This is a genomic window from Arenibacter sp. ARW7G5Y1, from assembly GCF_003201775.1.
In the GTDB taxonomy this organism is placed as follows: Bacteria; Bacteroidota; Bacteroidia; order Flavobacteriales; family Flavobacteriaceae; genus Arenibacter.
Map to the genome: position 1 here is coordinate 107,080 of NZ_QJJZ01000012.1, position 25,999 is coordinate 133,078.

General features: G+C 41.7%; 14 protein-coding genes. 6 read left to right on the forward strand and 8 right to left on the reverse strand.

Annotated elements, in window-relative coordinates:
- Positions 1 to 7: 7 nt before the first annotated feature.
- From C7972_RS16605 to C7972_RS16615, 3 genes are read right to left on the reverse strand one after another with little or no spacing between them, the layout of a single operon-like run.
- Positions 8 to 2,341 carry a hypothetical protein gene (locus C7972_RS16605; protein WP_110357297.1) on the reverse strand — a complete coding sequence of 778 codons (2,334 nt, stop codon included), beginning with the start codon at positions 2,339 to 2,341 and terminating at the stop codon, positions 8 to 10.
- Between the two features lie 48 nt (positions 2,342 to 2,389).
- Positions 2,390 to 5,002, reverse strand: a complete 2,613-nt coding sequence (locus tag C7972_RS16610) for a hypothetical protein (protein WP_110357298.1) — start codon at positions 5,000 to 5,002, stop codon at positions 2,390 to 2,392.
- Positions 5,003 to 5,022: 20 nt separating this feature from the next.
- Entirely contained in the window at positions 5,023 to 6,519 is a 1,497-nt protein-coding gene (locus C7972_RS16615; protein ID WP_110357299.1) for a sodium-dependent transporter, read from the reverse strand.
- A gap of 1,035 nt (positions 6,520 to 7,554) precedes the next feature.
- Between C7972_RS16615 and C7972_RS16620 the strand changes: the two genes are divergently transcribed.
- A complete protein-coding gene (locus C7972_RS16620) occupies positions 7,555 to 9,246 on the forward strand; it encodes a DUF885 family protein (RefSeq protein ID WP_110357300.1) in 1,692 nt (563 codons plus the stop codon).
- 138 nt (positions 9,247 to 9,384) lie between these two features.
- Complete coding sequence (locus C7972_RS16625) at positions 9,385 to 11,076, forward strand: DUF885 family protein (RefSeq protein WP_110357301.1); 1,692 nt, start codon at positions 9,385 to 9,387, stop codon at positions 11,074 to 11,076.
- A 96-nt stretch (positions 11,077 to 11,172) separates the two neighbouring features.
- Here C7972_RS16625 and C7972_RS16630 read toward each other — a convergent pair whose 3' ends face one another.
- Positions 11,173 to 12,039 carry an AraC family transcriptional regulator gene (locus C7972_RS16630; RefSeq protein ID WP_110357302.1) on the reverse strand — a complete coding sequence of 289 codons (867 nt, stop codon included), beginning with the start codon at positions 12,037 to 12,039 and terminating at the stop codon, positions 11,173 to 11,175.
- Positions 12,040 to 12,540: 501 nt separating this feature from the next.
- Between C7972_RS16630 and C7972_RS16635 the strand changes: the two genes are divergently transcribed.
- From C7972_RS16635 to C7972_RS16650, 3 genes are all read left to right on the forward strand, one after another.
- On the forward strand, positions 12,541 to 15,618 hold the full coding sequence (locus C7972_RS16635) for a SusC/RagA family TonB-linked outer membrane protein (protein ID WP_181422921.1): 3,078 nt from the start codon (positions 12,541 to 12,543) through the stop codon (positions 15,616 to 15,618).
- An 11-nt stretch (positions 15,619 to 15,629) separates the two neighbouring features.
- The gene (locus C7972_RS16640; protein ID WP_110357304.1) at positions 15,630 to 17,081 is read left to right on the forward strand and encodes a SusD/RagB family nutrient-binding outer membrane lipoprotein; all 1,452 of its coding nucleotides are present in this window, start codon (positions 15,630 to 15,632) and stop codon (positions 17,079 to 17,081) included.
- 329 nt (positions 17,082 to 17,410) lie between these two features.
- Positions 17,411 to 18,133: a head GIN domain-containing protein gene (locus tag C7972_RS16650; RefSeq protein ID WP_110357306.1), complete on the forward strand. Its 723-nt coding sequence runs from the start codon at positions 17,411 to 17,413 to the stop codon at positions 18,131 to 18,133.
- Between the two features lie 217 nt (positions 18,134 to 18,350).
- Here C7972_RS16650 and C7972_RS16655 read toward each other — a convergent pair whose 3' ends face one another.
- The 4 genes from C7972_RS16655 to C7972_RS16670 form a co-directional block, all read right to left on the reverse strand.
- Positions 18,351 to 19,763 (reverse strand): cytosine permease, encoded by a 1,413-nt coding sequence (locus tag C7972_RS16655; protein ID WP_110357307.1) that lies wholly within the window; start codon positions 19,761 to 19,763, stop codon positions 18,351 to 18,353.
- A gap of 113 nt (positions 19,764 to 19,876) precedes the next feature.
- Positions 19,877 to 21,250, reverse strand: coding sequence for an FGGY-family carbohydrate kinase (locus C7972_RS16660; RefSeq protein ID WP_110357308.1), 1,374 nt, complete (start codon positions 21,248 to 21,250; stop codon positions 19,877 to 19,879).
- A gap of 9 nt (positions 21,251 to 21,259) precedes the next feature.
- Positions 21,260 to 22,540 carry a TIM barrel protein gene (locus C7972_RS16665; protein ID WP_110357309.1) on the reverse strand — a complete coding sequence of 427 codons (1,281 nt, stop codon included), beginning with the start codon at positions 22,538 to 22,540 and terminating at the stop codon, positions 21,260 to 21,262.
- Positions 22,541 to 22,624: 84 nt separating this feature from the next.
- Positions 22,625 to 24,745, reverse strand: a complete 2,121-nt coding sequence (locus tag C7972_RS16670; protein WP_375334790.1) for a bifunctional aldolase/short-chain dehydrogenase — start codon at positions 24,743 to 24,745, stop codon at positions 22,625 to 22,627.
- Between the two features lie 206 nt (positions 24,746 to 24,951).
- On the opposite strand from C7972_RS16670, the gene C7972_RS16675 reads away from it, so the two are divergent.
- The gene (locus tag C7972_RS16675; protein ID WP_110357361.1) at positions 24,952 to 25,992 is read left to right on the forward strand and encodes a GntR family transcriptional regulator; all 1,041 of its coding nucleotides are present in this window, start codon (positions 24,952 to 24,954) and stop codon (positions 25,990 to 25,992) included.
- The last annotated feature ends 7 nt before the right edge of the window (positions 25,993 to 25,999 follow it).

The window sequence follows — 25,999 nt, forward strand, 5'->3', positions numbered from 1 at the left end:
GTCCTTATCAATCTTTAATTAAACCTTTGATTTCCTCAATATCCAAAACAAATATACTGCGCCCATGAGTACCTGCCACCAAGTCCAATTCCCTTTCCTGTACAACCAGGTCATGGACTGCCACTGTAGGCAATCCTGTTGCCAATATATGCCAATTTTCCCCTCCATCTGTAGTTACATATGCCCCCAGATCCGTACCTACATATAGGATATTGGGGTTTCTTGGGTCTTCAGTTACCACATTGATGGGTTCGGCAGGTAAATTACCTGAAATTGATCGCCAATTCTTGCCATAATTGGTAGACTTGTATATATATTTATCAAAATCATCCTCCCTGTACCCCGTTAAGGTTACATAAACGGTTTGCTCGCTATGTTGTGAGGCCCGTACACGCGAAACCCACTTTTTGGGCAAACCTTTGTTCACCAGTTTCCAACTCTTACCCCCATCCCTGGTCACCTGAACATTGCCATCATCGGTACCGGCATAAATAAGCCCTGCATCCAATACCGATTCTGAAATGGATGTAATAGTTCCATAGGGAACATTGCCCTGTTTTTCAGGACCCGGATCTGTGGTTAGGTCAGGACTCATGGTCTCCCAGCTGTTCCCATTATCCTTTGATCGAAATAATTTCTGGGCCGCGTAGTACATAGTACGTGCATTATGGTGTGAAATTGCAAATGGGGTCATCCAATTTCTTCTTAAGGGAGGTTCGCCGGAAGATTCCTTAGGTTTTATACTCAAGGTCTCCCCAGTAGTCATATTCTTTTTCTTTAATTCACCAAACTGATGTTCATAATATATAATATTTGGATCCAAACGGTCCACTTCCGTAAAATAACTATCTCCCCCGCCCCATCTATCTAAATACACATGTTTCCATGGATCTTCCACTCCAAATTTGGTAAGTCTATCCCCAACATTATGCGTTCCTGGACCTATAAGGGCAGCATTGTCCTGGGTGCCCCCGTAAATATTATAGGGGACCGCATTATCTACGGTAACGGCATAAAACTCTCCAATTGGAAAATTGTTATGGTGCAGCCAGCTATCGCCCCTATCATAGGATATATATACTCCCCCATCATTACCCAACACTATTTTATCAGGATTGATCGGGTCGATCCACATGTCGTGCATATCCAAATGCATGCCCCTGATTTCATGGGAAAGTAAATGGACAATAGTTTCACCCGTAGGCAGAAAGGTTTTGCCACCATCCACGGTGCGCATTAATTTTTGCCCTAAAATATAGACATCGTTTTCATTGTCGGGCGCCACGCGAATGAGACAGAAATCATCGCCAATACCCGTTGGAATGCTACCCTCATGCGTTTTTATCCAAGTTTCCCCCTTATCATGGCTTTTATATAGTTCCCCGCGAATTAGTTGGGGCCTATGATTATTTTTCCGAGTGTCACTGGCATCGTCCGGCTTGGGGTTGCGGTTATCCAGTACGGCATAAACAATATCAGGATTTGAGGTGGAAAAAGAAAGCCCGAAGCGTCCTACCTTCTCGCCAACAGGTAGTCCGGCCGTAATCTTTTTCCAATTTTTACCACCATCAATTGTTTTATAAATTCCACTTCCCGCACCCGAAACTTTGTTGTTCCATGGCTTCCTATCCCTTTCCCAGGCCACTGCCAAGAGGGTCTTATTATCTGAAGGATCCATTACTATTTCGGCCACGCCTACATTTTCTGATATATATAGTACCTTCTCCCATGTAGCACCCCCATCCACGGTTTTATATACTCCCCGTTCCTCATTGGGACCATAATTCCGCCCTATTGCCGCGGCGTAAACTATATTGGGGTCCTCTGGATCTATTACAATACGCGCAATGTGGTTGGTACCCAAAAGACCCATATGTTCCCATGTTTTTCCCGCGTCCAATGATTTAAATGCACCTGTTCCGGCAAAAGAACTCCGAGCCATTAAAACTTCCCCTGTCCCCAACCACAGAATATCAGGGTTCGAAGGAGCTATGGCAATACAACCCATTGCCGCTGTGGAATAGTCATCAAAAATGGGTTTCCAGGTTGTTCCGTTATTTTCTGTTTTCCAAAGGTTTCCAGACCCAGCGCCCACATAGAGGGTATTGGGCCTATCCGGGTGGCCCGCAATCGTTTCTATTCTACCTCCCATAAATTCAGGACCAACGGTTTTCCATTCCAAATTGGTGTATGGAGATTTCATTTTTAGCTGAACGTGATCTTGCCAGGCTTTTTCCCTAAATTCTGGTGTTGATTGGGTTTGGGCACTGGCTGTCATTGATATCATCAAACTAACCAAGACTACCTTTAGGGTATTTTTTATTCTATTTAATCCGAACATATCATATAGGGTTTTGTTTATTTAATATTTGTCAATTAATCCCGTTGATTAATTCCGCGGTTTTATTCCTTCCTCTACATTTAAGGTTCCTATCAAATTCTCTCCATTAATTTCCAACACTATTTTGTAAGTCCCTTTCTCCATGAATTTATCATAATGGATAAAATATGGCAAAGGGCTACTTTGGCTCTTGGTGATAAGGTTCCACCTAAATTGGTTCATGCCCTGCTTTGCGTCCAAGGTATGTTCCCAGACCAATTCTCCCCCTTGGTTGTAAATTTTAATGATTGCGTCCTGGCTTTTTGTTGTCCAAAATGTAATGGGCACCTTATTGATGGAATTGTAGTCAATATCCTTATGGGTATCGTTTACCCATGGCCTTTTTACGGAAGGAGTGGCGAATAGATAGTTCTTTTTCAAGGGGAGCCCCAACTCCAATGCCTCATGCAGTGGCTTCAGGTTTGTTTTATAAATACCCCTGCCATGGGTTGCCACCACCAGATCCCTTGTGTTTTCTTCGATCTCCAAATCTGCAATGGCAACAATCGGCATATTTTCTCCCAATAAGGACCAAGAGGCGCCCCTATCCGAGGAAATATACACCCCACGTAAGAGCCCGGCGTAAATTACATTTTCAAATTGGGGGTCTTCATAGATAACGTATGCTGTTTCGTCCGGTAGATTTGCCTGCAATTTACGCCACACTTTACCTCCGTTTTCTGTTACATAAATATGATTGGAATGGTCGTCATAATTTATCCCTGCCAAAGTAATATAGATTCTGGAGTCATCGTATTTTGAAGGAACAATACTTCGTATATACCCATTGGGCAGACCTTTTGAAAATTCCTTCCATGTAGCGCCATCATTATTGGTAGCCCAAAAAGCACCTTTATCCGTACCTACGTACAAATTTCCCGGTTTTATTGGGGACTCGGCAAAAGCTCCAGCAGAAAAAGACGCTTTTGCAGGATTGGAAGATTTACTCAGATCGCTACTAACAAGCTGCCAATCATCACCTCTGTTTGTAGTCTTAAAGACATAATTTCCTGCATGATAGAGTGTTTTGGAATCAAAATGGGAAATGACATACGGAGTCACAAAATTATATTGTAAGGTCCCATTATGTTCTTTGGGCAATTTGGGTTTAATGGATATGGATCGGTCCTTCTGCATATCCTTTCTTCTAGCAGCCCCGTTCTGCGAACTGAAATATACCGTATTGGGGTCTTCTGGATCTACTTGGGTAATGCAGCCATCGCCTCCACTCCAGGCATCCACCCAAAGGTATTTCCACTGATCCGCATATTTTGGATCCCACTCCGCTGCGGGGCCATATACCGTGGCATCGTCCTGTGTGCCGCCATAGATCAAATACGGATTTTGGTTGTCCACAGCAATATCGTAAAATTCCCCTGCAGGAATATTGTTGTGGTGCATCCATGATTTCCCTTTGTTGTAAGTAACATAGAGACCACCATCATTACCAACCACCATGTGATCCGGAAATTCTGGGTTGATCCAAAGCTCGCACTGATCCAGATGAAGCCGATCCGCATCACTTGGAAATAGGTGGTACACATCGCCTCCAATTAAACTAAAATCCTGGCCTCCATTACTACTATGGGCCATTCGCACACCAAGACCAAAAATCTCTTCATCGTTCTTTGGGTTTACATAGATATCCTGAAAATACCAGCCCACTACAGAATTGATCATTAAATCTTCCGTGTGGGTCCGCACCCAATTTTTTCCCCCATCCAAGGTTTTATATATTTCAGCCGTTTCTTTTTGCCCCTTGTTATCCACCAAAGCATATGCCTTTAAGGGGTTGGTGTAGGATACCGCAACCCCTATTCTCCCAACATGAGGTCCTTGCGGAAAGCCATTGGAAGATTTATCCCAGGTCCCACCTCCATTCGTACTCACATATATGGCGCTCTTTTTGCCTGAAATACCTGGATTATTCTCCCACATGGAAGCATACATTACATTGGGGTCCGAGGAGGAAATAACTATATCATTTGCTCCCGTTTTCCCATCTACGTATAGTACATGCTCCCAAGTATCGCCACCATCCATGGTTCTATAAATACCCCTATTCTCGTTAGTCGACCAGAAATGTCCCAATACGGCCACCACTACAATATCGGGATTTGTAGGATGCACAGCTATCTCCCCTATATGCCATGAGTCGTCCAGACCGCAATGTTTCCAAGTATTCCCACCATCTACAGACTTATAAACACCGTTCCCGGGCATCGTAAAATTCCTAGCTTTCTTTAAGCTCTCCCCCGTTCCCACATAGAGAATATCAGGATTGGAAGGTGCAAGCGCTATATCCCCTATTCCCAAAACCGGTTGATCATCAAAAAGTGTCCGCCAAGTAAGTCCATTATCGGTGGTCTTCCAAAGGTTGCCTGATCCAAATGCCACATACATGGTTCCTGGATGGGTGGGGTCTAACTGTACGGATTCCACTCTTGCAGAATTAAGTACAGGTCCAAGACGCTCCCATTGCAATCCCAAGGTTTTGTTTTCCCGAAGTTTCCTATGCTGCACATACGATGCTTCCAAAGGTGAAGCAGGTTGTTGACTATTTCCTATTATTGGTGCAAAAGAAAGCAGCAAACTGATAGCGAGGTAAAAGTGTCTTTTCATCCGTTGGTATTTTCTCAAGGTTATGAATTTTCATCCGTCTTTCGGGCTATCCATTTATTCATGACGACCAGGACGGTTATTACAATTCCCCACTGAAAGAGTGAAGTTGCCAGGCTCGACTGACCAAATGGATCATACCAATTCTCGTTCATCCCATCACTGATCAACCACCAGGAAAGAAGTAAAATTGAAGCAGCAGGTATAAAATAAGTAACAACAAAGTCCCATGGTCTCCCTGGCTTGATATCCAAGGGATTCCTATCCAATATTTCACTTCTAATCCTTGAGGCTTTGAACCTGAGGAGCACAAAAGCAAAAAGCCCGCCGGATAAAAGCAATGCCAACCCCCAGACAAAATCTTGATTGGTGAGTACATTTAGGTTCATGGCCGAAGGAATTCCAAAAAGATAACTAATGGCAACCAGTAACAATATGGCGGTAGACCTCTTCATCCCTCCATCTATAAAGGTACGTACCGTAAGTTCCAACTGGGAAATAAGGGATGAAAAACCCGCCAAGGACAGACCTAAAAAAAATAGAATGGTCAGCGGTTTTCCAAAAAGAATTTTCTCAAAAAGTTGGGGTATCCAAATAAATGTTAGACCCGTTGATGCTGGACCACTATTTTTCATAACCTCCAAAATTTCACCGTCCGAACTGCCCATTTGGGAACCCATAATGGCAAAACAAGTCCCAAAAATCATTATCCCGGATACCAATGAAATAACATTATTCCCTAATCCGGTAATCAAGGCATTTTTCACAATTCCGAAACGCATTTGCATATAAGCACCATAAGTAATGAACATTCCCCAACCAGCACCTGTATCCCAAGCATTTTGGGTCAGTGCTGCCACCCAAATATTGGGGTCACTTAACTGTTTCCAATCAATAGTGAACAGGTAGCTGATGCCTTTCATAGAACCCTCAAGGGTAAGGGCCCGGATGAGGGCTACCAAGATAATTACCAACAATATAGGTATCAGCAATTTATTGATTTTTTCAATGCCCTTAACCCCTTTCCAAATAGCGAGACCGCCCAAAAACATTACCACGGCATGGGAGACCAATGGCCACCCCCCTGTTTGATAGTTTTCCCAAGTGGAAAGGGCAATTTCAGTAGAAGTTGGTAATTCATTAAAGAGGGTGTGAATAAAATAAAATACGCACCAACCCACAATTACCGAATAAAAAAAAGTTATGGCCGTCGCCACAAAGGTCATAAAAGATCCTATCCAAGCAAATTTCTTGCCCGCGGTAACCATTACCGATCCAATTACCCCCTTCCTACTATTTATGCCTACGGCGTATTCCCCAATAATCAACGGAACACTCCATAGAAAAAGAAATAACACCCAGACCAAGATAAAGGCCCCTCCTCCTTCATCACTTCCATTCTGGGCCACTATTCTGGGAAAGCGCCAGATGTTGCCCGTTCCGATAGCTATTCCCAAGGCACTTAATAAGAACCCCCAACGGGTTGAAAATCTTTGTTCACTTTTTTTGGATCCTGCCATAAAAAAAATTAATTAACACTTTTGCCGCTATATCCACAATACACTTTTGTTGGATATGGATAGAGCCAATTGCCTTTCTTTATTGGAACGATTCCAATACAGTAGCAGTTTGGCTCCTATACACTTTTCAATATTTTGCAATGTCCTCCAATCCGGAAGGTTAATTTGTTGTCAGCAACCTATTATTATTAAGTGGGAGATAGCTGGATAACACTTCCCTTCGTTTTCCCTAAACCATACCAACCGGTCCATATATTCCAACTATGGTTATGACCGAGCCACGGCAGACAACCCTTACCAAACCATAACCCTTGGTTCATTTTACCCACGGAAAATCAGGCCTTAACCAATCTATAATAACCTAACCGGTAATAACGGGGGCTAACTCCAAACCCACGTTTATGGTATTGTACAAAATACCATTCAATCCTACAGTATTTAGAATACCCAAAAAAATTCCTATTTTTAAAACTACTAAATTCAATGGTTCCTCTACACAAAACTGCTTAACATAGCGTAAAATAGTACCAATATTCATGAAAATCCACTAACAACTTTTAAGCCATCGGAGTTAATTTTGTCTACATAGTACTGTAATTCTGGTTGCTGTAAACTTAAAAACCTTGCACAACGATTCTTTTAGACAGGATTCAAAAGGAAATTCCAATTAGATTATTTCCCTACTTGTTTATCAATTTTTATAGTGCCAACCAATGTAATATAACATTGTCTTCTTTATAAAAGGGAAATTGGAAATATCGGGGAAGATGGGAAGGTGGTATTTTTAGGCAGCAGGATTACTGGGAAGTTTTAAGAGTATAATTGATCTATGGGCGCTAAATGTCAATTTTACCATCAAGGACAATTGAGATTTACAATTATTAGCTATAATTGCCTATAAAAAGTTACCAAGGAACAGGGAAATGTTGCCTTTTCAACATTCCTATCGGTTAGGTCGTTCGATACTAAATAATAAACACATAATTTCCAAAAGGCTCGCGATTGGCCTTAATATTAACTAAACAACTAATTAAAATGAAAATCAAGGTTATCTTTCTAATAATGCTATTTGGCGGAATATCCCAAACCAGGGCCAGTGAACTTATCGATTTGGTAAATACTTACAAGGCAGATACCAGAGCTTTGCAAAGGACCTACAGCATGGAGGAGTCCCAAGAATATTATTCACGGTTTACCACCTTCTACAAAGACTGGAAAGGGAAAGTTGAAGGTATCGACTTCCAAGCCCTTTCCCCACAGGGTAAAATTGATTACGTACTTATAAAAAACCTAATAAAGAAGGATAGTTACTTGTTTTCTTTGGATTACAATGCGTTTAAGGAAATAGCCCATGTAACGGATTTTGCAGACGGCCTTTATAAATTTATAAAGGAGAGAAGGAGGGGAAAACGGCCCATATCCAATGAACTGGCAGATGTTTTTACCTTGGCTGGAAAAACGATAGACAATAAGATGTCCACTTTAAAGAAAATTCCTTTTAAAGGCTGGATGCAGGCAGAAAAGGCTGCCAAGAGTATTGCATCACTACGAAAAGGACTAAAAGAAGCGTATAGCTTTTACTATGACTATGACCCTGAATTTACTTGGTGGATGAAAATGCCCTATGCCAAGCTCGAAGAAAAATTAATCAGTTATGAGGAATTTTTACGCCAAAATTACTCGGAAAACAGTGTAAAAGATGACGGTAGCGGTATCATTGGACAACCAATAGGCAAGGATGCCTTGATAGAAAACCTTAAACTGGAATTCATTCCCTATACGCCAGAGCAACTGATAAAAACAGCCGAAAAACAATTCGAATGGTGTAAGGCCGAAATGATAAAAGCTTCCGAAGAGTTGGGATATGGCAAGGATTGGAAAGCTGCTTTGGAACATGTAAAAAACACCTATGTACCCCCTGGGAAACAACCTGAGGCCATAATGGAATTATACAATAAATCCATAAAATTTATTGAAGACAGAAACCTCATAACCTTACCGGAAATGGCCAAGGAAAACTGGGGCATGATTATGATGACCCCAGAGCGGCAAAAAGTAAATCCCTTTTTTACCGGAGGTACGGAGATTAGTATTTCCTATCCCACCGAAGGCATGTCCCATGATGACAAGTTAATGAGTATGAGGGGCAACAACCCCAATTTTTCCTTTCCCACCGTACAGCATGAGCTATTGCCCGGGCATAATCTACAGTTTTTCATGACCACCCGGCAGAAGAACTACCGCAATGCCTTTAGCACCCCATTTTGGGTAGAGGGTTGGGCTTTGTACTGGGAAATTATACTTTGGAACAAAGGGTTTCCGCAAACCCCCGAGCAAAAAATAGGCTCCCTTTTTTGGAGAATACATCGATGTGCGCGTATCATATTCTCCCTTAAATACCACTTGGGAGAATTAACGCCTCAAGAATGTATAGATTTATTGGTCAATGAGGTAGGACATGAATATGCAAATGCGGAGGCCGAGGTAAGAAGATCGTTCACTACCAGATACCCACCGTTGTACCAATTGGCCTATATGATGGGCGGACTGCAATTTTATGCATTAAGGAATGAAATATTGGCCAAGGGATGGACCGAAAAAGAATTCCACGATAGGGTAATGCAGGAAGGTAGGATACCTGTAGAATTACTTCGAAACCTGCTATTGGAAATTCCAGTATACGAAAATTATAAAACCAACTGGAAATTTTCAACAGAGTTTAAATAATTATCAAATGCATAAAAAAATAAATGGATAACATAAACATATCCATTGGCATAGTAACCAAAACTTGGTAAGTGATTTTATTTTAAAGAAGAAAAAGAGTTTCAACCGGGCCGTGGCCCTCAATTTAACCCATAAGAAATGAAAAAAAAGTGGATTTTATTAGTGTTTCTGTTTTGTGGAGCTGCCTCGGCCAGCGCTAGCGAACTTATCGATTTAATCAATACTTTCAGGGCAGACACCTATACTTTAAAAAGAACCTATGGCATGGAGGAGTCCCAGGAGTTTTATACAAGGTTCACTGCCTTTTACAAAGATTGGGACAAAAAAATTGAAGAGGTTGATTTCAAGGCACTTTCCCAACAGGGAAAAATAGATTATGTCCTTTTAAAAAACTTGATAGCCAAGGAAAGCTACTTACTTTCATTGGATTACAATGCGTTTAAGGAAATAGCCCATGTAACCCATTTCGCTGACGACCTCTATACTTTTATAAAGGAAAGAAGACGGGGCAAACAACCGGAATCGAATAAACTGGCGGATGTTTTTAACCAGGCGGAAAAGAATATAGACAAAAAAATAACTGCATTAAAAGAAAGTCCCTTTATAGATTGGAAACAGGCCGAAAAAGCTGCGAAGAGTATTGCATCGCTCCGTGAGGGATTAAAGGAGGCTTATTTCTTTTATAATGAATATGACCCGGAATTTACCTGGTGGATGAAGGTGCCCTACGCTAGCCTAGAGGAAAAGCTGGACACCTATGAGGAATTTTTAAGGCAAAACTATTCCAACAATAGTATAAAGGACGATGGCAGTGGTATTATTGGGCAACCAATTGGCAAAGAAGCCCTAATAGAGAACCTCAAATTAGAGTTTATCCCCTATACCCCGGACGACCTTCTTAAAACGGCCCAAAGACAATTTGACTGGTGCAAGGCCGAAATGATCAAAGCTTCCGAGGAATTGGGCTATGGCAAGGATTGGAAAGCCGCTTTGGAGCATGTTAAAAACACCTATGTGCCAGCTGGAAAACAACCGGAAGCCATTATGGAACTTTATGATAAGTCCATCGCGTTTATAGAGGAGCGCGACCTTATTACCCTTCCTGAAATGGCCAAGGAAAATTGGGGAATGAAAATGATGTCCCCAGAGCGACAAAAGATCAGTCCCTTTTTTTTAGGGGGCAGGGATATTATTATTTCCTATCCTACCCAAGGAATGCCACAAGAAGAAAAGTTGATGAGTATGCGCGGCAACAATCCCAATTTCTCCTTTTCCACCGTACAACATGAACTTCTACCGGGCCATAACCTGCAATTCTTCATGAATTCTAGATATAAGAATTATAGAGGTGCCTTTGGTACGCCATTTTGGTCCGAGGGATGGGCATTATATTGGGAAATTATACTATGGAACAAGGAGTTCCCCCAGACCCCGGAACAAAAAATGGGAACACTATTTTGGAGGATACATCGATGTGCCCGTATCATTTTTTCCTTAAAATTTCATATGGAGGAAATGACGCCCCAACAATGTATAGACATGCTGGTCAACGAGGTAGGGCATGAATATGCCAATGCCGAGGCCGAGGTACGCAGATCATTTACTTCCACCTATCCACCCCTATACCAATTGGCCTATATGATGGGGGGACTTCAGTTTTACGCCCTTAGGAACGAAATACTGGCTAAGGGGTGGACCGAAAAGGAATTCCATGACCGGGTAATGCACGAAAACAAAATGCCCATAGAAATGTTGCGAAATCTACTTTTAGATCTCCCTGTTTCCAAGGGATATAAAACTAAATGGAAATTCTCTACAGACTTCAAATAATGTTGGAAAGGAAGGGAGGTCAAAATACCCACATACTATTGGCTCTTTGCCCCAGCCATATGTGGCCACTATGGGAGTCCAGTGGATATTGAGGTTTTAATATGATCCAGCCATGGTCCTATTCTTCTTCCGGTAGTATTGAGAAGGGGTCATTCCTTTTAATTCCTTGAATTTACGGTTGAAATTTGAAATTGATTTAAAGCCCGACCTTGCAGATATATCCGCCATGGTCAGATCATGGTCCTTAATGATTAAGTGACAGGCATGCTCTATTCTTATTTCGATCAAAAATTGAAAAAATGTCTTGTCGGTCCGCTGTTTAAAAAAATGACAGAAGGCATTAGGGGTTATACAAGCCAGATCAGCGATTTTTTCAAGGGTAATATCATTGTGAAAATTGTCCATAACATAATCGATTATCACCTTTAAACGATTACTGTCATTGGTTGAGATATTTTGACCATACTCATAATCCGTTAGCAACTCGGACTCGGAACTACTTAATATCTTTAAAAGTTTTAGAAAAAGTAGAAACTGCGAAAATTTATCTACCTCAGGCATTCGTTGCATTATTTTGTCAACAGTGGGCGTCCTCCTTTTTAGTTTGAAACCCGCTTTGGATTTTTCAAAAAAGTTCCCAATTTGTTGGAGTTGGGAAATATTGAAAAAATTATCCCCAAAACTCTTTTTGGTAAAAAACACCGAAATCATGTGGGAAGAATCCTCCTGCCGTTCCAAACTCTGAAAAAGATGGGGACTATTCCCGCCTATAACAAATATATCTCCTGGGCGATAAGAGCTAACTGTCTCCGACATCAACAGTTGCCCTTCTCCCTTGACAATCTGGGCAATCTGTATTTCCTCGTGTTGATGTAGCTTATCATAAAAAATATCACCCCTATCTATCTTAACAAAAATATTCTCATCCTTTGACCTAAGAATTTGATATGGAAACACTTTCATATATAATAAGTTTACCCTAAAGTAAAAAAAATTGAATAGAAAGCACTAAATAATGTTACCCAATATCTAGCGTATATTAACATAATTCCATAAAAAAAATGTAATGGACCCTTTGGAATTTCACAGCTGCACCAGTTGGCAAACTATTTTTAACGAATTGGTCCAACCCTGATAAATCTTTTTTCCTACATCGCCAAGAAATCATCAACTCAACTTATAGGTCAATGGTTATAAGGTCCTGACTCCATATAATCCTAACTTTCCTTTTTGATTAAAAATCGTTAATTGGGAATATGACGACATTTAAAGTGTTTTAAAATGGAGATTCTTTAATGAAATTCCGCTATACATACATAATTATGATTGTATTTTAACAAATTATTTGCATATTTTACTGTGTTAAGTAAATTCCCTTAGGAATAGTTCACTTTATAATTAACTTGGTCTTGGTAACAGGTGAAAAGGAAACACCTGTAATAATTTAATCAAACCGTAATGACCATGAATACAAAACTGAAAAGAAAGACATTTACACAAAGACTCCTTTTCTGGGCAGGCCTGCTCTTTGTAATTAATAACGTTATTGCCCAGGACAAGCAGATTACAGGTACGGTAACCGACAATTTGGACCAACCCATTCCCGGAGTCAGTATTATCATTAAAGGCACTACTACAGGAACCTCTGCGGATTTTGATGGAAACTTTACCTTGCGGGCTTCTTCTGGGGATGTTTTGGTATTTTCCTACCTCGGATTTGCCACCCAAGAAGTAGCAGTGGGCAATCAGACCGAGATCTCCATAGTGTTACAGGAAGATGTATCGGAGTTGGACGAGGTCGTAGTAACCGCTTTAGGAATCAAGAGTGACAAAAGGGCCCTAGGTTATGCTACTGCCCAAGTTGATGCCGAAGAGATTGCCGCGGTAAAAGCCACCAACAACTTTGTAAACTCCTTAAGCGGAAAAGTTCCGGGAGTAAATATATCCAGTACCTCTAGCCAACCTGGCAGTGGTACCAGAATTGTTATACGTGGCGGTTCATCCATTACCGGCAGTAACCAGCCACTAATTGTGGTCAATGGCGTACCTTTTGATGCTGCCAATGGAAGCGGATCTTCCGGATTGGCCGACATCGACCCCAATGCCATAGAAAACTTAAGCGTACTTAAAGGTGCAGCGGCCTCCGCACTTTATGGCAGCCAAGCCGCCAACGGAGTTATCCTTATTACTTTAAAGTCGGGATCGTTCAACTCCAAACCGGTAATTACCCTTTCCAATTCCACCAGTTTTGATGAAATACATGAGATTCCATTACAAAAAAAATGGTCACAAGGGTATTGGGACGCAGGTGCCGGTGATTGGACCTACATAGATGGGGTAACTTCATTTACCTCTACAAGCTGGGGTCCAAAAATAGCGGAAACCCCAGAAGCCCAATATTATGACCGATGGGACGTATTCAAAACCGGTATTACCAATGAGACCAATTTAAGTGTTTCGGGAGGAACCGCGGATGCATCATATTTTGTAAGTTATGGCAATCTAAGCAATAATGGGATTCTTGACCCACTAGATTTTAAGCGAAATACGTTAAATGCCAATACTTCCTTTAGGTTTACCCCTAAACTGACCATATCGTCCAATATCATGTATTCCAAGCAGAATGCCAATCGCTTGGCGGAGAGTAGTGACAATTCATCGTTTATGAATACCGTACTGGCCGGCCCCAATACTTGGAATCCATATCCAATATATGATGAAACCGGTAAGTTGCGTTCATATCGGGGTGGATCTCGAGATCCGTATCTGTGGGTTCTTGATAATTCTGGCGAGAACAATATCAGGGATCGCTTTGCATCCACGATCACGATCGAATACGAAATTATTCCAAAATTAAAGTTTAGATCCGTAACGGGAATAAGTACAACAAGTGCCCGCAACGAATCATCCTCGAACAAAGGTGGTTATTCGTCGGTTGAAGGTAGCTATAGTTCCTGGGAGCATTTTAATAGGGATTTGGAATCCACAGAAACCCTTACCTATGACGACAATTTTGGCGATTTCAGCCTAAATGCACTGGTAGGACATAATATAGTTGAAAACAAATGGAGGGGAGCGGAATATGATGGTAACGGCTTGATCATTCCGGGAATCTATAACAGCACCAATGTAAGTAGTTATGAAGCCTTTGATTTTAAAAACACTTATAGATCCTATTCTTTGTTCGGTCAGGTGATGATTGGGTTTAAAAGATATTTATATTACACGGTAACTGGAAGAAATGATTGGGCCTCCAGTGTGGCCAACAGCTTCTTTTACCCCAGTCATAGCTTAGGTTTTGTCTTTAGCGAGTTACTGCCCAAAAATAATACACTCTCATTTGGTAAAATTAGGGCTAGTTATGCCAAAGTGGGATCTCCTGCATCTGCGTATGCAAGAAATACGGTATTGGCCGAAGCAGGCAGTGGAGGTGGTACCGTAAATGGGGTAACATGGCCATTTAACGGACAAAGAAGCTATCTGTCAACCAATAAAATTCCGAATGAGGGACTAAGCAATGAGTTTAAAAGTGAGGTTGAACTCGGGGCCGAGCTGAAATTTTTTATGGACAGATTAGGTCTCGATTTCTCCTATTATCACAACTGGAGCGAGAATCAGATTCTCAGTGAACAATTTCTTCCTTCTACAGGATATACCTATGGTGATGTGAACATTGGAGGTATCACCCATAAGGGGTTTGAAGTAGGAGTATATGGAACGCCTGTTTCAACAGAAAATTTTTCATGGGATATTAGCATAAACTGGTCCACGGACGATTCCATGGTAGACAAACTTGGTACCAACGACGAACCTATTGATCTAGGCTCCTATGGAACGGCCATTGTAGGACAACCCTATCCCGTTCTTTATGGCACCGGTTTTTTACGTGATGACCAAGGTAGATTGGTACTAGATGATACTGCTGGTACTGGATTCGGCCGACCAATGGCCGACAATACCCAAAACAAGGTTTTTGGTAAAACATCTCCAGATTGGATGGGTAGTTTAAGGAATACCGTCAAATACAAAAATTTTGCATTGACCGCCCAACTTGATGTAAGCAAGGGTGGCTATCTGTTTAATCTTAACGATCATTACCTTACCTATTATGGCATGGCCAAGCATCAAGAAAATAGACCCGCCAATAATATGACCACATTTGACGGGGTTATGGGACACTACGATTTTGCAAACCAACAGGTGGTGATAACCAATGAAACGGCACAACCCACCAGGTATGACCTCTATTATCAAACAGTGACCCAAGGGGTTATGGAAGAGAACATAATGCCTAAGGACTATATTAAATTAAGGGAGGTACAACTGTCCTATAAAATACCCCATGAATTTCTTTCAAAAACCTTTTTACAGGGGCTGGAGGTTGCCTTTTCCGGCAGAAACCTATGGAGAAAATTCAACGACGACTTTGAGGGTGCCGATCCTGAAATAAATACTGATGGCATTAATAATGGCAATGGATATCTGGGGTATAGTCTTCCAACCACTAAAACCTATTCACTTACATTGACTGCTAAATTCTAAAAACACATAACATGAAAAGTTTATACAAATGTCTTATTTTAATATTTGTCTCCGCACTCTTTACAACAAGCTGTGATAACTGGATAGATGTGGATATTGACCCGAACAGTATTACAGATGGGCCCGCAATTACTGAAGATATCATGCTTATAGGCGTTGAGGCCGAATGGTTTACGACTATGAATGCCAAATTTGAAACTTGGAGCGGATTTCCCTCATGGTTATCTTGGCATGCCATTGAAGGATCTACTTCGGCCGATATGAACATTGGCCCAGGTTTTGGCAATGAAGTGTGGAATTCATACGCAGGTTCCCTAAAGCACGCTATGCAACTTTACGACAAAGCCAAGGAAAATGGCAATAACCATTATCAGGGAATTGCAGGTGTTATTGCAGCATCCCATTGGTTCTATATTGCAGATGTCTATGACATGGCCCCCCTTGACGATGCACTATTGGGCTTGGAGGAACTTCAACCAACCTTGGCGTCACAAGAAGAGTTATATGCCCATGCCAATGGCCTTTTGAATGAAGCTATTGGTCTATTCCAAGGCAGTGCCGGGGAAAAATCACCAGGCACTGACGATTATATGCTACAGGGCGATATTTCCAAATGGTCCAAGTTTGCCTATTCCTTAATGGCACGACAAGCAATGCGACTTGCTTATTCACCCAATACTACCAAAACAGCACAGGCAGATATGGTATTGTCCTATCTAGAGAACGGTATGACTTCAAATGATGATATTGTAGCTTGGCAACATTTGGATGACCTGGCAAATGCCAATATTATAAATGATTATATGAACAGGGCCTATTCTGGGGGATTTGGCTTAACCCCAGGAAACTTTCTGATAGATAAAATGAACTTCTATAACGACCCAAGAAGAGAGATTATGTTCACTTTCTCCGAGGAGGACCCCACTGGTTTTGTAGGGCATAGGGCAGGACCCCCAGTGGAGACCGGCAAAACCCCCAGTCATTATAAATTTACCTATCTGTCCAAATCCTATCCAGATTATATCATGCTATATTCGGAGACACAATTTCTTAAAGCCGAGGCATATGCCTTAAAAGGGGAATGGGCTTTGGCAGAGACTGCCATGAAAAATGGCGCCAGTGCCGAAATGACCTATGTAGGGGTAAGCGAAGTAGATATTGCTACCTTTCTAGCTCAACCTTCCTTGACTATGCCAACCAATGAAGAAGATGCCCAGAAGTTAATTATAGAACAAAAATACATTTCCAACGTTTTTAGGACCAACGAATCCTATTTCGATTTTATCAGGACCGGGTATCCAGAATTTGACTTTGACTATATGATTGAAAATGTATATAATACCGTAACCTTTCCAAGAAGATTCCCTTATCCACTGGATGAAATTGAAAAGAACCCGAATGTGAAAGCAATTGGCCAGTCAGATTGGTTCAGTAAAGGCACCACATGGGACAACAAGCCTTAATGGGCACATCTGCCAAAGAACAATTTGTTTTTTGACCGGTTATCTTAAAATTACTTTCAAGGCAATGTTAACGCATTGCCTTGATTTTTTTTATATGGTCACCTCCCCATATTGGTAAAATTGATTCCAAAGTAAGGAACAGCATCAACAAGAAGTGGATAGTTTTAACCAATGAATGGCCCACTGGAACAATTGTTCCAATATTTTTCTATTTAGAGCATAACTATAGTTCGGAATTCCATTGGGATGGAAGAAATAAATATTTAAAAAAATGCAACCTTTTGACAGTTCCGTTGTCTTTAAAACATCAATCATAAAATCTTGAGTAAATGAAAACAAAATCTTTTTACATAAGTCTTATTTTATTATGCTGTCTTATTTCATCCTGTGACCATGAAATTATTAGGGTAAGGGGAGATATTACCACTAGGGAGGTAAATTTAACGGGGTATTCCGCTTTGGATGTCTCGGATGCGTTTCGCACCTATGTCCAATTTTCAGATACGGAAGAAAAGATAGAAATTGAGGCCAATGAAAATCTACATGATAAGATCATAGTTGAAATGGTTGGAGGCACCCTGCGCATTAAGGTGAAGAACCACACAAGTATAAGGGGAAATCCAACCTTGAATGCATACATTATTACCAAAAGGATTACAGATTTTGAATTATCAGGTGCTTCCAAAGTAATCCTGGATTCTGAATTGGTAGCGTCCGACGTCTCCATTGAACTTACGGGAGCTTCCGAATTTACCGGGGAGTTGGATTTGGAGCATTTGGAACTGGAAGCAGGGGGGGCCGCACATATAGACATTTTTGGGCAAGTTGACAAATTGGAGGCTTCCCTATCTGGGGCCAGCACACTTAAGAATTACGACCTAGTGTCCAAGGCATTGGACATCCGATTATCCGGAGCAAGTGATGCCTATCTTTCGGTAACCGAAACCATCGATATCGACGCATCAGGTGCCAGTAAATTAAGATATAAGGGAAGTCCCGTTATCAATAAATTAAAACTATCGGGAGCTTCGGAAATAATTAAGAAACCATAGTAGAACCCTTGGTTAAGTGTGCCAAATAGCACACTTAACCAAGGGTGTTTTTGTATATGGCCTACCTACACCAAGTGTCCCGGAACCGATTAGTTTGGCCTTTAAAATTGTTATAGTCAATAAATCCAATGGCTAGCTAATGCCCTTTATCAGGGGGATTACATGCGTTTCCTTATAACAAAGACCACACTCCAAGTTATTGGGACTCCCCTATAACCTATTTTGAACTCTTTTGAATCCTTTTGCTAAATACCAAAAACAGCACACCACAAAGGAGCCAGGCCGGCAAGGTAACAAAGGATAGGAATACATCGAATTGAACGGATATGAAATAGAACAATCCAAAGCTGATGGCCCATGCGAAAAACACCGCCTTATTAAATTTTAAATTTGCCACCTCGGCGTAATTCTTAACGATACCCGCCTGCTTATGGAAAAAATGTTCGAACACTATTATAGCACCGAAAGGCGCCAAAATAAAACCATATAGGGCTACAAAGCCAAGTAATTTCATGGCAAAGGCCGGAAATAGACCAGCTACTGTGGCCAAGGTCCCGGCAATTATGGTAACCCAAAAAGTGGATAATTTGGGTACTATGGCCTGAAAGGCCAATCCTGCCCTATATATTGTTGGGTTGGCAGTGGTCCACCCGGCCAAAACCACGGCAATTATTCCAAAGATACCTATGGCATTGTACGCCAAAGGTCCCGGGGCTACCGTGGGTGCCTCCCCGTTTGAAAGAAGTCCTTGGGCTTCCGGTGATTTTAAATAAACGGCATACAACAGTGCTGCCGCTATCCAGGCCATATAATGTCCTACATACATTCCCGCTGCCGTGGTCCATCCACTACTTGCCTTTTTGGCAAATCGGAATACCGATAAATCGGACATTCCTACGTGCATGGCCGCATTGGCAAACCAGGACCAAATAACAACATGCCAGAAGGTATATTTGATCTGTCCGGGAAAAGGTTCCGAACCTTCGCCCCATATATTCCAAAATTCCGATAGACTGCCTACCCCCAATTGATTAAGAGCCACAATGCCACAGGCCAAAAAGGCCAACACTATTACAGGGGACATCCAGTTCGCCGCTTTGGATACGGTTTCATAGCCTTTGGATGCTATCAAAGAGATTACTACTCCAAGGGCAATAACAATAATAATCCAGGTCATGCCGTTGGGCATGGTATCGGTAAGCTTGGGCATTTCCATATTAAAGGGAATCCCCACCGCCGTGGCCGAAACCGTAATCATGGAACCTGCCAAAAAACAAAAGAGCACTCCATTGGCCAAATTATAGCCGGTAACCAAATTTTTTCCGCAGATCTTTTCTAGTTGATAATACAAGGTCAATCTATATTTTACGGCAATTTCCGCCGTTAGGAACCGCCAGCTTAACACAGCCAATAAATTCCCTAATAGCAGGCCAACAATTAGATCAAAGGCACTTACCCCCGTTGTCAAAAACAAAGGGCCAATTACAAATTCGGTACCTGCAGCGTGTTCCCCGGCATACATCCCAAGAAAACTCTTCCAGCTTTTTAATTTGGAGGTGGGCACGGGTACACGTTCAAATTCCCCACCTGCTATATCTTCTATCTCTTCTTCTATGTTGAATTGGCTCATAATGGTTGGTTATTATTTTGGGTTATAGTGTACAGCTAAACATTTAATTATTATTGGTCGCTTAGGGTCTAAAACTGGGCACGTTCATTTTTTTTATGGTTTGGTATTCATGATTATTGTATAATGAATGGCACATGTTTCTTTAATGCATAATTCTTTTTAAGGAATTTGGAGTTCAGTCTTACATCCGATATACACAGTGCCGCACCAAGGGCAGATCCCAGGGAGGAATCCGTGGTACTTAGTTTCATGTTTCTTAGATAGTGAGATATAAGTTGAATATAAACGTCGTTATCCGAAAAACCTCCATCAATATATAACTTCTCGATGTTATCTTTCCCATTCACCATTTTTATACTCTCTACCTGTAACAACACCAACTCCACCATTAATTGGTGATAGGCATGTTCAAACTGGTCGTAAGGAATTCTAGTGGACTCTGGCATCCTTTCATCACTAAAACTAACCCATCGGTACATATATTCAAAATCCCTGACAATCTCCAAATAGATGTCATGGTTGAACCGAATGGTTTTATGGTATTCGTTGGAAACCTTAAAATGCTCGGAAAGTCTTTTAACTTGTTCCTTATATTCATTGCCAAGGAACAAGCTTGAAGCCTTGACCGCCTTACCGTTGATCCTCATATAATTGATGCATTTTTTATCAATATCAGAATCTGTCAGCACTTCTTCCGAAAATGGGTTCATGGCTATACTCCAGGTCCCTGTGGATACCAATATGAACTTTTTTCTTACACTGCGGATATAGGGCAGTAGTGCGGCAGAGCTATCATGTATCCCTACACCAATCTTAATACGTTTGCCATTATAGTTCATATTAATACTGGTCTCGGTAGAAACTATCCGTGGCAATATTTTGTTTATCCCCTCATTATAGACCCAATGGTGATAATCCTTTTTGGTATAATCCCATAATGCCGTATGGCAGCCTATGCTGGTATATTCACATACTGGGATACCCGTAAAGACAAAACTTATATATTGGGGCAAGTGCAAGGAATATTTTATTCTTTTAAAAATTTCGGGTTTTGTATACTTCAGCCAGTACAGTTGAATCCCAGAATTCAATAATCCTGAAACCGGGGAACCTGTAACTATGGCAAAATCCCGTTCGGGTCCATATTTATTATAAAATGAGGTTATAATTTCCTGAGGAATCTCCTTGGTATAATTATAAAGTGGTGTTAGCACCTCATCATTTTCGTCCAAGTGTACCAAACTGGCACCATAGGTTGAAAAGTTGATGGAAGTTATATCGTATTTTTGAGCCTCCAAAATCCTGTCAAACACCTCCTTCAGCCATTTTTTTAATTGCTCCAGATCTTCTGTAGGGTAGCCATCCTCATCATAAATATTCTCAAATCGCGTATATTCCCTGTACACTTCCTGAAAATCCTGATCGAATAGAAAGAATTTTTTATTGGTCTTGCCTATATCGAATACTGCCGTTACCTTCTCTTTCATTGGATGGTTTTATAATCCCGAAGCTTTGCTGTTCCTGCCCCTTACCCTGATCAAATTTTCCCTGACCTCAAGCGAACGATAGGCATCCAAGGGAGAGAGGGCTCCCCCACCCTTGCGCCTAGCCTCCTGCAACAAAGGCCTTACATCCGTGCGATAGGCATTCTGAAGGATCTCCTGGCAGCGAACTACGTCGTTCTCCATTTGTGCCGTCCTCAATTGGGCCTGATCTATTAAAAGCGCCTTGGCATAAGCTTCCTGGATGGCTTCCAGGGACTGGATCAAATCCTCCAGGGGATCTTTGATGTTATGGCTGGCATCGATCATCCATGCCGGGTATGGATTTTGGGGGTTATTCTCCATCCCGTACACCAATTCGTTAAAAATTAAAAAGAGCGCGTAAGGTTTTATGCTCCCTACGGTAATATCATCGTCCCCGTATTTACTGTCATTAAAGTGAAATCCGCCCAGTTTGCCCTTCATCATCAGGGTGGCTACGATCTGTTCAATATTGGTATTGGGCAAATGGTGCCCCAGATCTACCAGGGTATACGCCTTTTCCCCACATTCGTTGGCCAACATAAACGAAGTTCCCCAATCCTGGATTACCGTACTGTAGAAGTTTGGCTCATAGGGCTTGTATTCAATGAACAGCTTCCAGTCCTCCGGCAAGGCACCGTAGATGTGCTTAAGACTGTCCTGGGTATTTTGCAATGCCTGCTGAAAATTGTTCTGTCCCGGAAAATTGGACCCATCGGCCAACCAGACCGTAAGACTATTGGAGCCCAGCCTGTTGCCTATTTCGATGACCTCCAAATTGTGCTGGACCGCCTGGTCCCTGATGGCCTTTTCCCTATTGCTCAACGAACCGAACCTATAACTTTCCTTGGCATTATTTTGATCCTGAAAGGTGTTGGAGTTTACCGCATCAAAAACGATATTGTGCGAGGCCGCCAACTGCTTTATGGCTTCATAATCCTGTGGTATGTCCCAGGGAATGTGCAGGGAGATGGCACCGGCCGTTCGGGTAAGGGCGTGCAAAATACCAACGTCCTCTATTTTTTGTTCCAGACTGGACGGTTCCCCCTGAAAGGAAAACCTACCAAATCTGGTTCCACCTGCGCCTAGGGCCCAACTGGGAATTGCCACTTGGAATTCGGCCAATTTATTGATGATATCGGGTACATTACAACCGTCCTTTACCAGGACATTCGACAAAAAATCGAACTTTTCCCGGTGCGCACTTAAATCCTTTTGGTTCCTTTCCTGTATTCTTGCTTTATCCAATCCCATAATATTTCCAATTAGAGTTAGACCTGTCAGGAATTGGTACATTACCTGACAGGCCCTAAAAAACTAACTCAACTAACTTACTAATTATCTTACAAATGCGTTGGCCATACCTCCATCAACATTTATTATATTGCCCGTGGTCTTATCCAAAATGGCAACACAGGCAAAAACACCGTTGGCAATATCCTTTGGATAAATAATCTCGTTCAATAAATTTCTTTTGGCGTAATGTGCCGGAAGTTCGTCCACTGTAATTCCGTAGGCCTTGGCCCTTCCTTCGGCCCAATCGCCTTCCCATATCTTACTGCCCACGATGACCCCATCAGGGTTCACGGTGTTGACACGGATCTTATCCGCGGCCAGTTCGGCGGCCAACAAGCGGGCCATATGTTGCTGTGCCGCCTTGGCGGTTCCGTAGCCCACATTGTTCGGACCTGCCACAAGACCGTTCTTGCTGGCAATACTAATAAAATCTCCTCCCAAACCTTGTTTGCGCAATATGGCAACGGCCTGTTTGGCAAGTTCAAACTGCCCTTTCACCAAAACATTCTGTAAAATGTCCCAATCCTTTTCGGTAGTCTCCTCCAAAGGCTTGGAAATGGCAAGTCCCGCGCTATGTACCACTATGTCCACCCCTCCAAACTCCAAACATGCTTTCTTATATGCTTCCTGGATAGATTCACTTTTGGTAACATCGCAAACGGCATAACTGGCCGTATCCGGTCTATAAGTGCCTACGGCCTCTTGCAATCGGTCTTCGGCTATGTCCGTCAATACCACATTGGCACCTTCCATTGCCAATTTATCGGCAATGGCCTTGCCTATACCACCACCTGCTCCGGTAACCAAGGCTACTTTTCTGGATAATGGCTGTTCTTTCGGCATACGCTGTAATTTGGCCTCCTCCAGCAACCAATATTCAATATCGAAGGCTTCCTGTCTGGGCAAAGATGTATACTCCGTTATGGCCTCAGCGCCCTTCATTACGTTAATTGCATTGATGTAGAACTCACTGGCCACCCTAGTGGTCTGTTTGTTCTTTGCAAAACTGAACATCCCGATACCCGGGTAGATGATAATCACTGGGTTGGGGTCGCGCATTGCCGGACTATTGTCCCTTTTACAGGTTTCATAATAGTCTTTATACTCTTGTCTGTAGGCCTCAAAGGCCGGTTCCAATTTTTTCAATACAGCTTTGGTATCGTCCAGATCCTCCTTGGGATCCAGACCCAATACCAAGGGCTGTATTTTTGTTCTTAGAAAGTGATCGGGACAGGAAGTGCCCATTGGGGCCAAACGCGCCAAATCCTTGCTATTGATATACTCCAACACCACATCACTGTCCGTAAAATGTCCTATCATCCTATTTTCGGAAGAACAAAGTCCTCGGAGCAGCGGCATTATTTGAGAGGCCTTTTCTGCTCGTTCCTTTTGCGGCAGACTTTTAACTTTCTGTCCTCCAAAAACGCTGCCCTTCTCTTCTATTTTCTTGGCAATATACGCAGAGGCCGATTCTATGACCTCCAAGCTGTTCATATAACATTCATAAGAGGTATCCCCCCAGGTGAAAAGTCCATGACTGCCCAAAACAATTCCCCTAATACCGGGATTGTCGTTCAAACATTTTTCCAATTGCAGCCCTAGATCAAATCCTGGCCTTTGCCATGGCACCCATCCCATGGTATCTCCCCAGATCTCTTTGGTGACCTTTTCACTATCCTTGGCCGCAGCTACCGCTATTAAAGCATCGGGATGCAAATGATCTATATGTTTAAAGGGAAGTAGGCCGTGCAAAGGTGTATCTATGGACGGAGCCTTACTTTCCAGATCGTAGATACAATGTTCAAACAGCCCTACCATCCGGTCCTCATCCGCAAGCCCTCCATAAACGTTTTTCAGGTTTCTCAATCGTTCTGTATACAGTCCGGCGATACCTGCCTTGTTCAAGGTACCTATATCCCCTCCGGAACCCTTGATCCACATTACTTCTACCTCTTCATTGGTCAATGGATCCTTTTCAATGGTCTTACAACTGGTGTTTCCCCCTCCATAATTGGTAATTCGAAGATCGGCCCCTAAAATATTCGACCTGTAAAGAAACAGTTCTACCTGATCATCACCTAGCGCCTCTACCTTGCTCTCTTCCCAGAGATAATTAACATATTTAAAATTCTTTGCGGAATCATTCATTTTTAATAGCTTCATAAATTATATATTCGCTAAAGTATTACAGAGTCCTCCTGTTTGCATCCTGTACTGTACTGCATCATGTGATATTTTTTTTTAGTTTTTCATTATTGTGCCCACCAAATGAGCTAAAGTTTGCCAATAATATTAAGTTTATAGCGCAATAATTACCAAATTTGCCTTAAACGTGTTAATCTTAGCCGTAAATTTGCTGTTTTATGGATATGTTTCAATACATAAAGATCGATGACAATTCTAGAATCCCTAAATATAGGCAGATTGTAGATTCCATAATCAATAATATTTCCAATGGAAATCTAAAGATCGACGACAAAATCCCTTCCATCAATAGCTTGAGCGAAGAGTTCATACTTTCTCGGGACACTGTTGAAAAAGCCTATCAAATACTCAAGGAACGTAAGATAATTACCTCCATTAGGGGAAAAGGATATTACATCACTAGGACTAAACTCATATCCAAAGTCAGCATTCTTTTTCTCATCAATAAGTTGAGCGCCTATAAAATGCGTATTTACAATTCGTTTATAAATACCATAGGGGGCAATTCCCATACCGACCTACATATTTACCATTGCGACAACTCCCTTTTTGTGAGTTTAATAGAGAAAAATATCAACGCTTATGATTATTACATCATCATGCCCCATTTTAAGACGGATGACCTAAAACACATAAATTATACGGATGAGGCCATTAAGGCCATCAATAGGATCCCCAAGAATAAACTTATTTTGATGGACAATAACAATCTTGAAATTCCAGGGGATACCATTGAAATATACCAAGATTTTGAGAATGACATCTATAATGCCTTAAAGGAGGGGTTGGCCAAGATATCGCGATATGGAAAAATGATACTGGTCTATCCAGAAAATGCCGTTTACCCCTATCCCAGAAGAATTTTACAAGGCTTTCGTAAATTTTGCGTGGAACACAAAATAGATTTCGAAGTCCTAAACGAAATTTTTGATGACATCGTCCTTAAAAAGGGCGACCTCTTTATTACCATTGAAGAAACCGACCTGGTAAGTTTGGTAAATCAGATCCGTGATAAGGAGTTTATTTTGGGCCTTGAAATAGGGGTAATCTCCTATAACGACACCCCGCTTAAGGAGTTGCTCGGCATTACCGTTATTTCCACAGATTTTAAGGCAATGGGCGAGACTGCATCCCGTATGATTTTGAACAAGGAAAAGGGAAAGATTAAAAACCCATTTAATTTTATAGACAGAAATTCCATTTAGGGTCCAC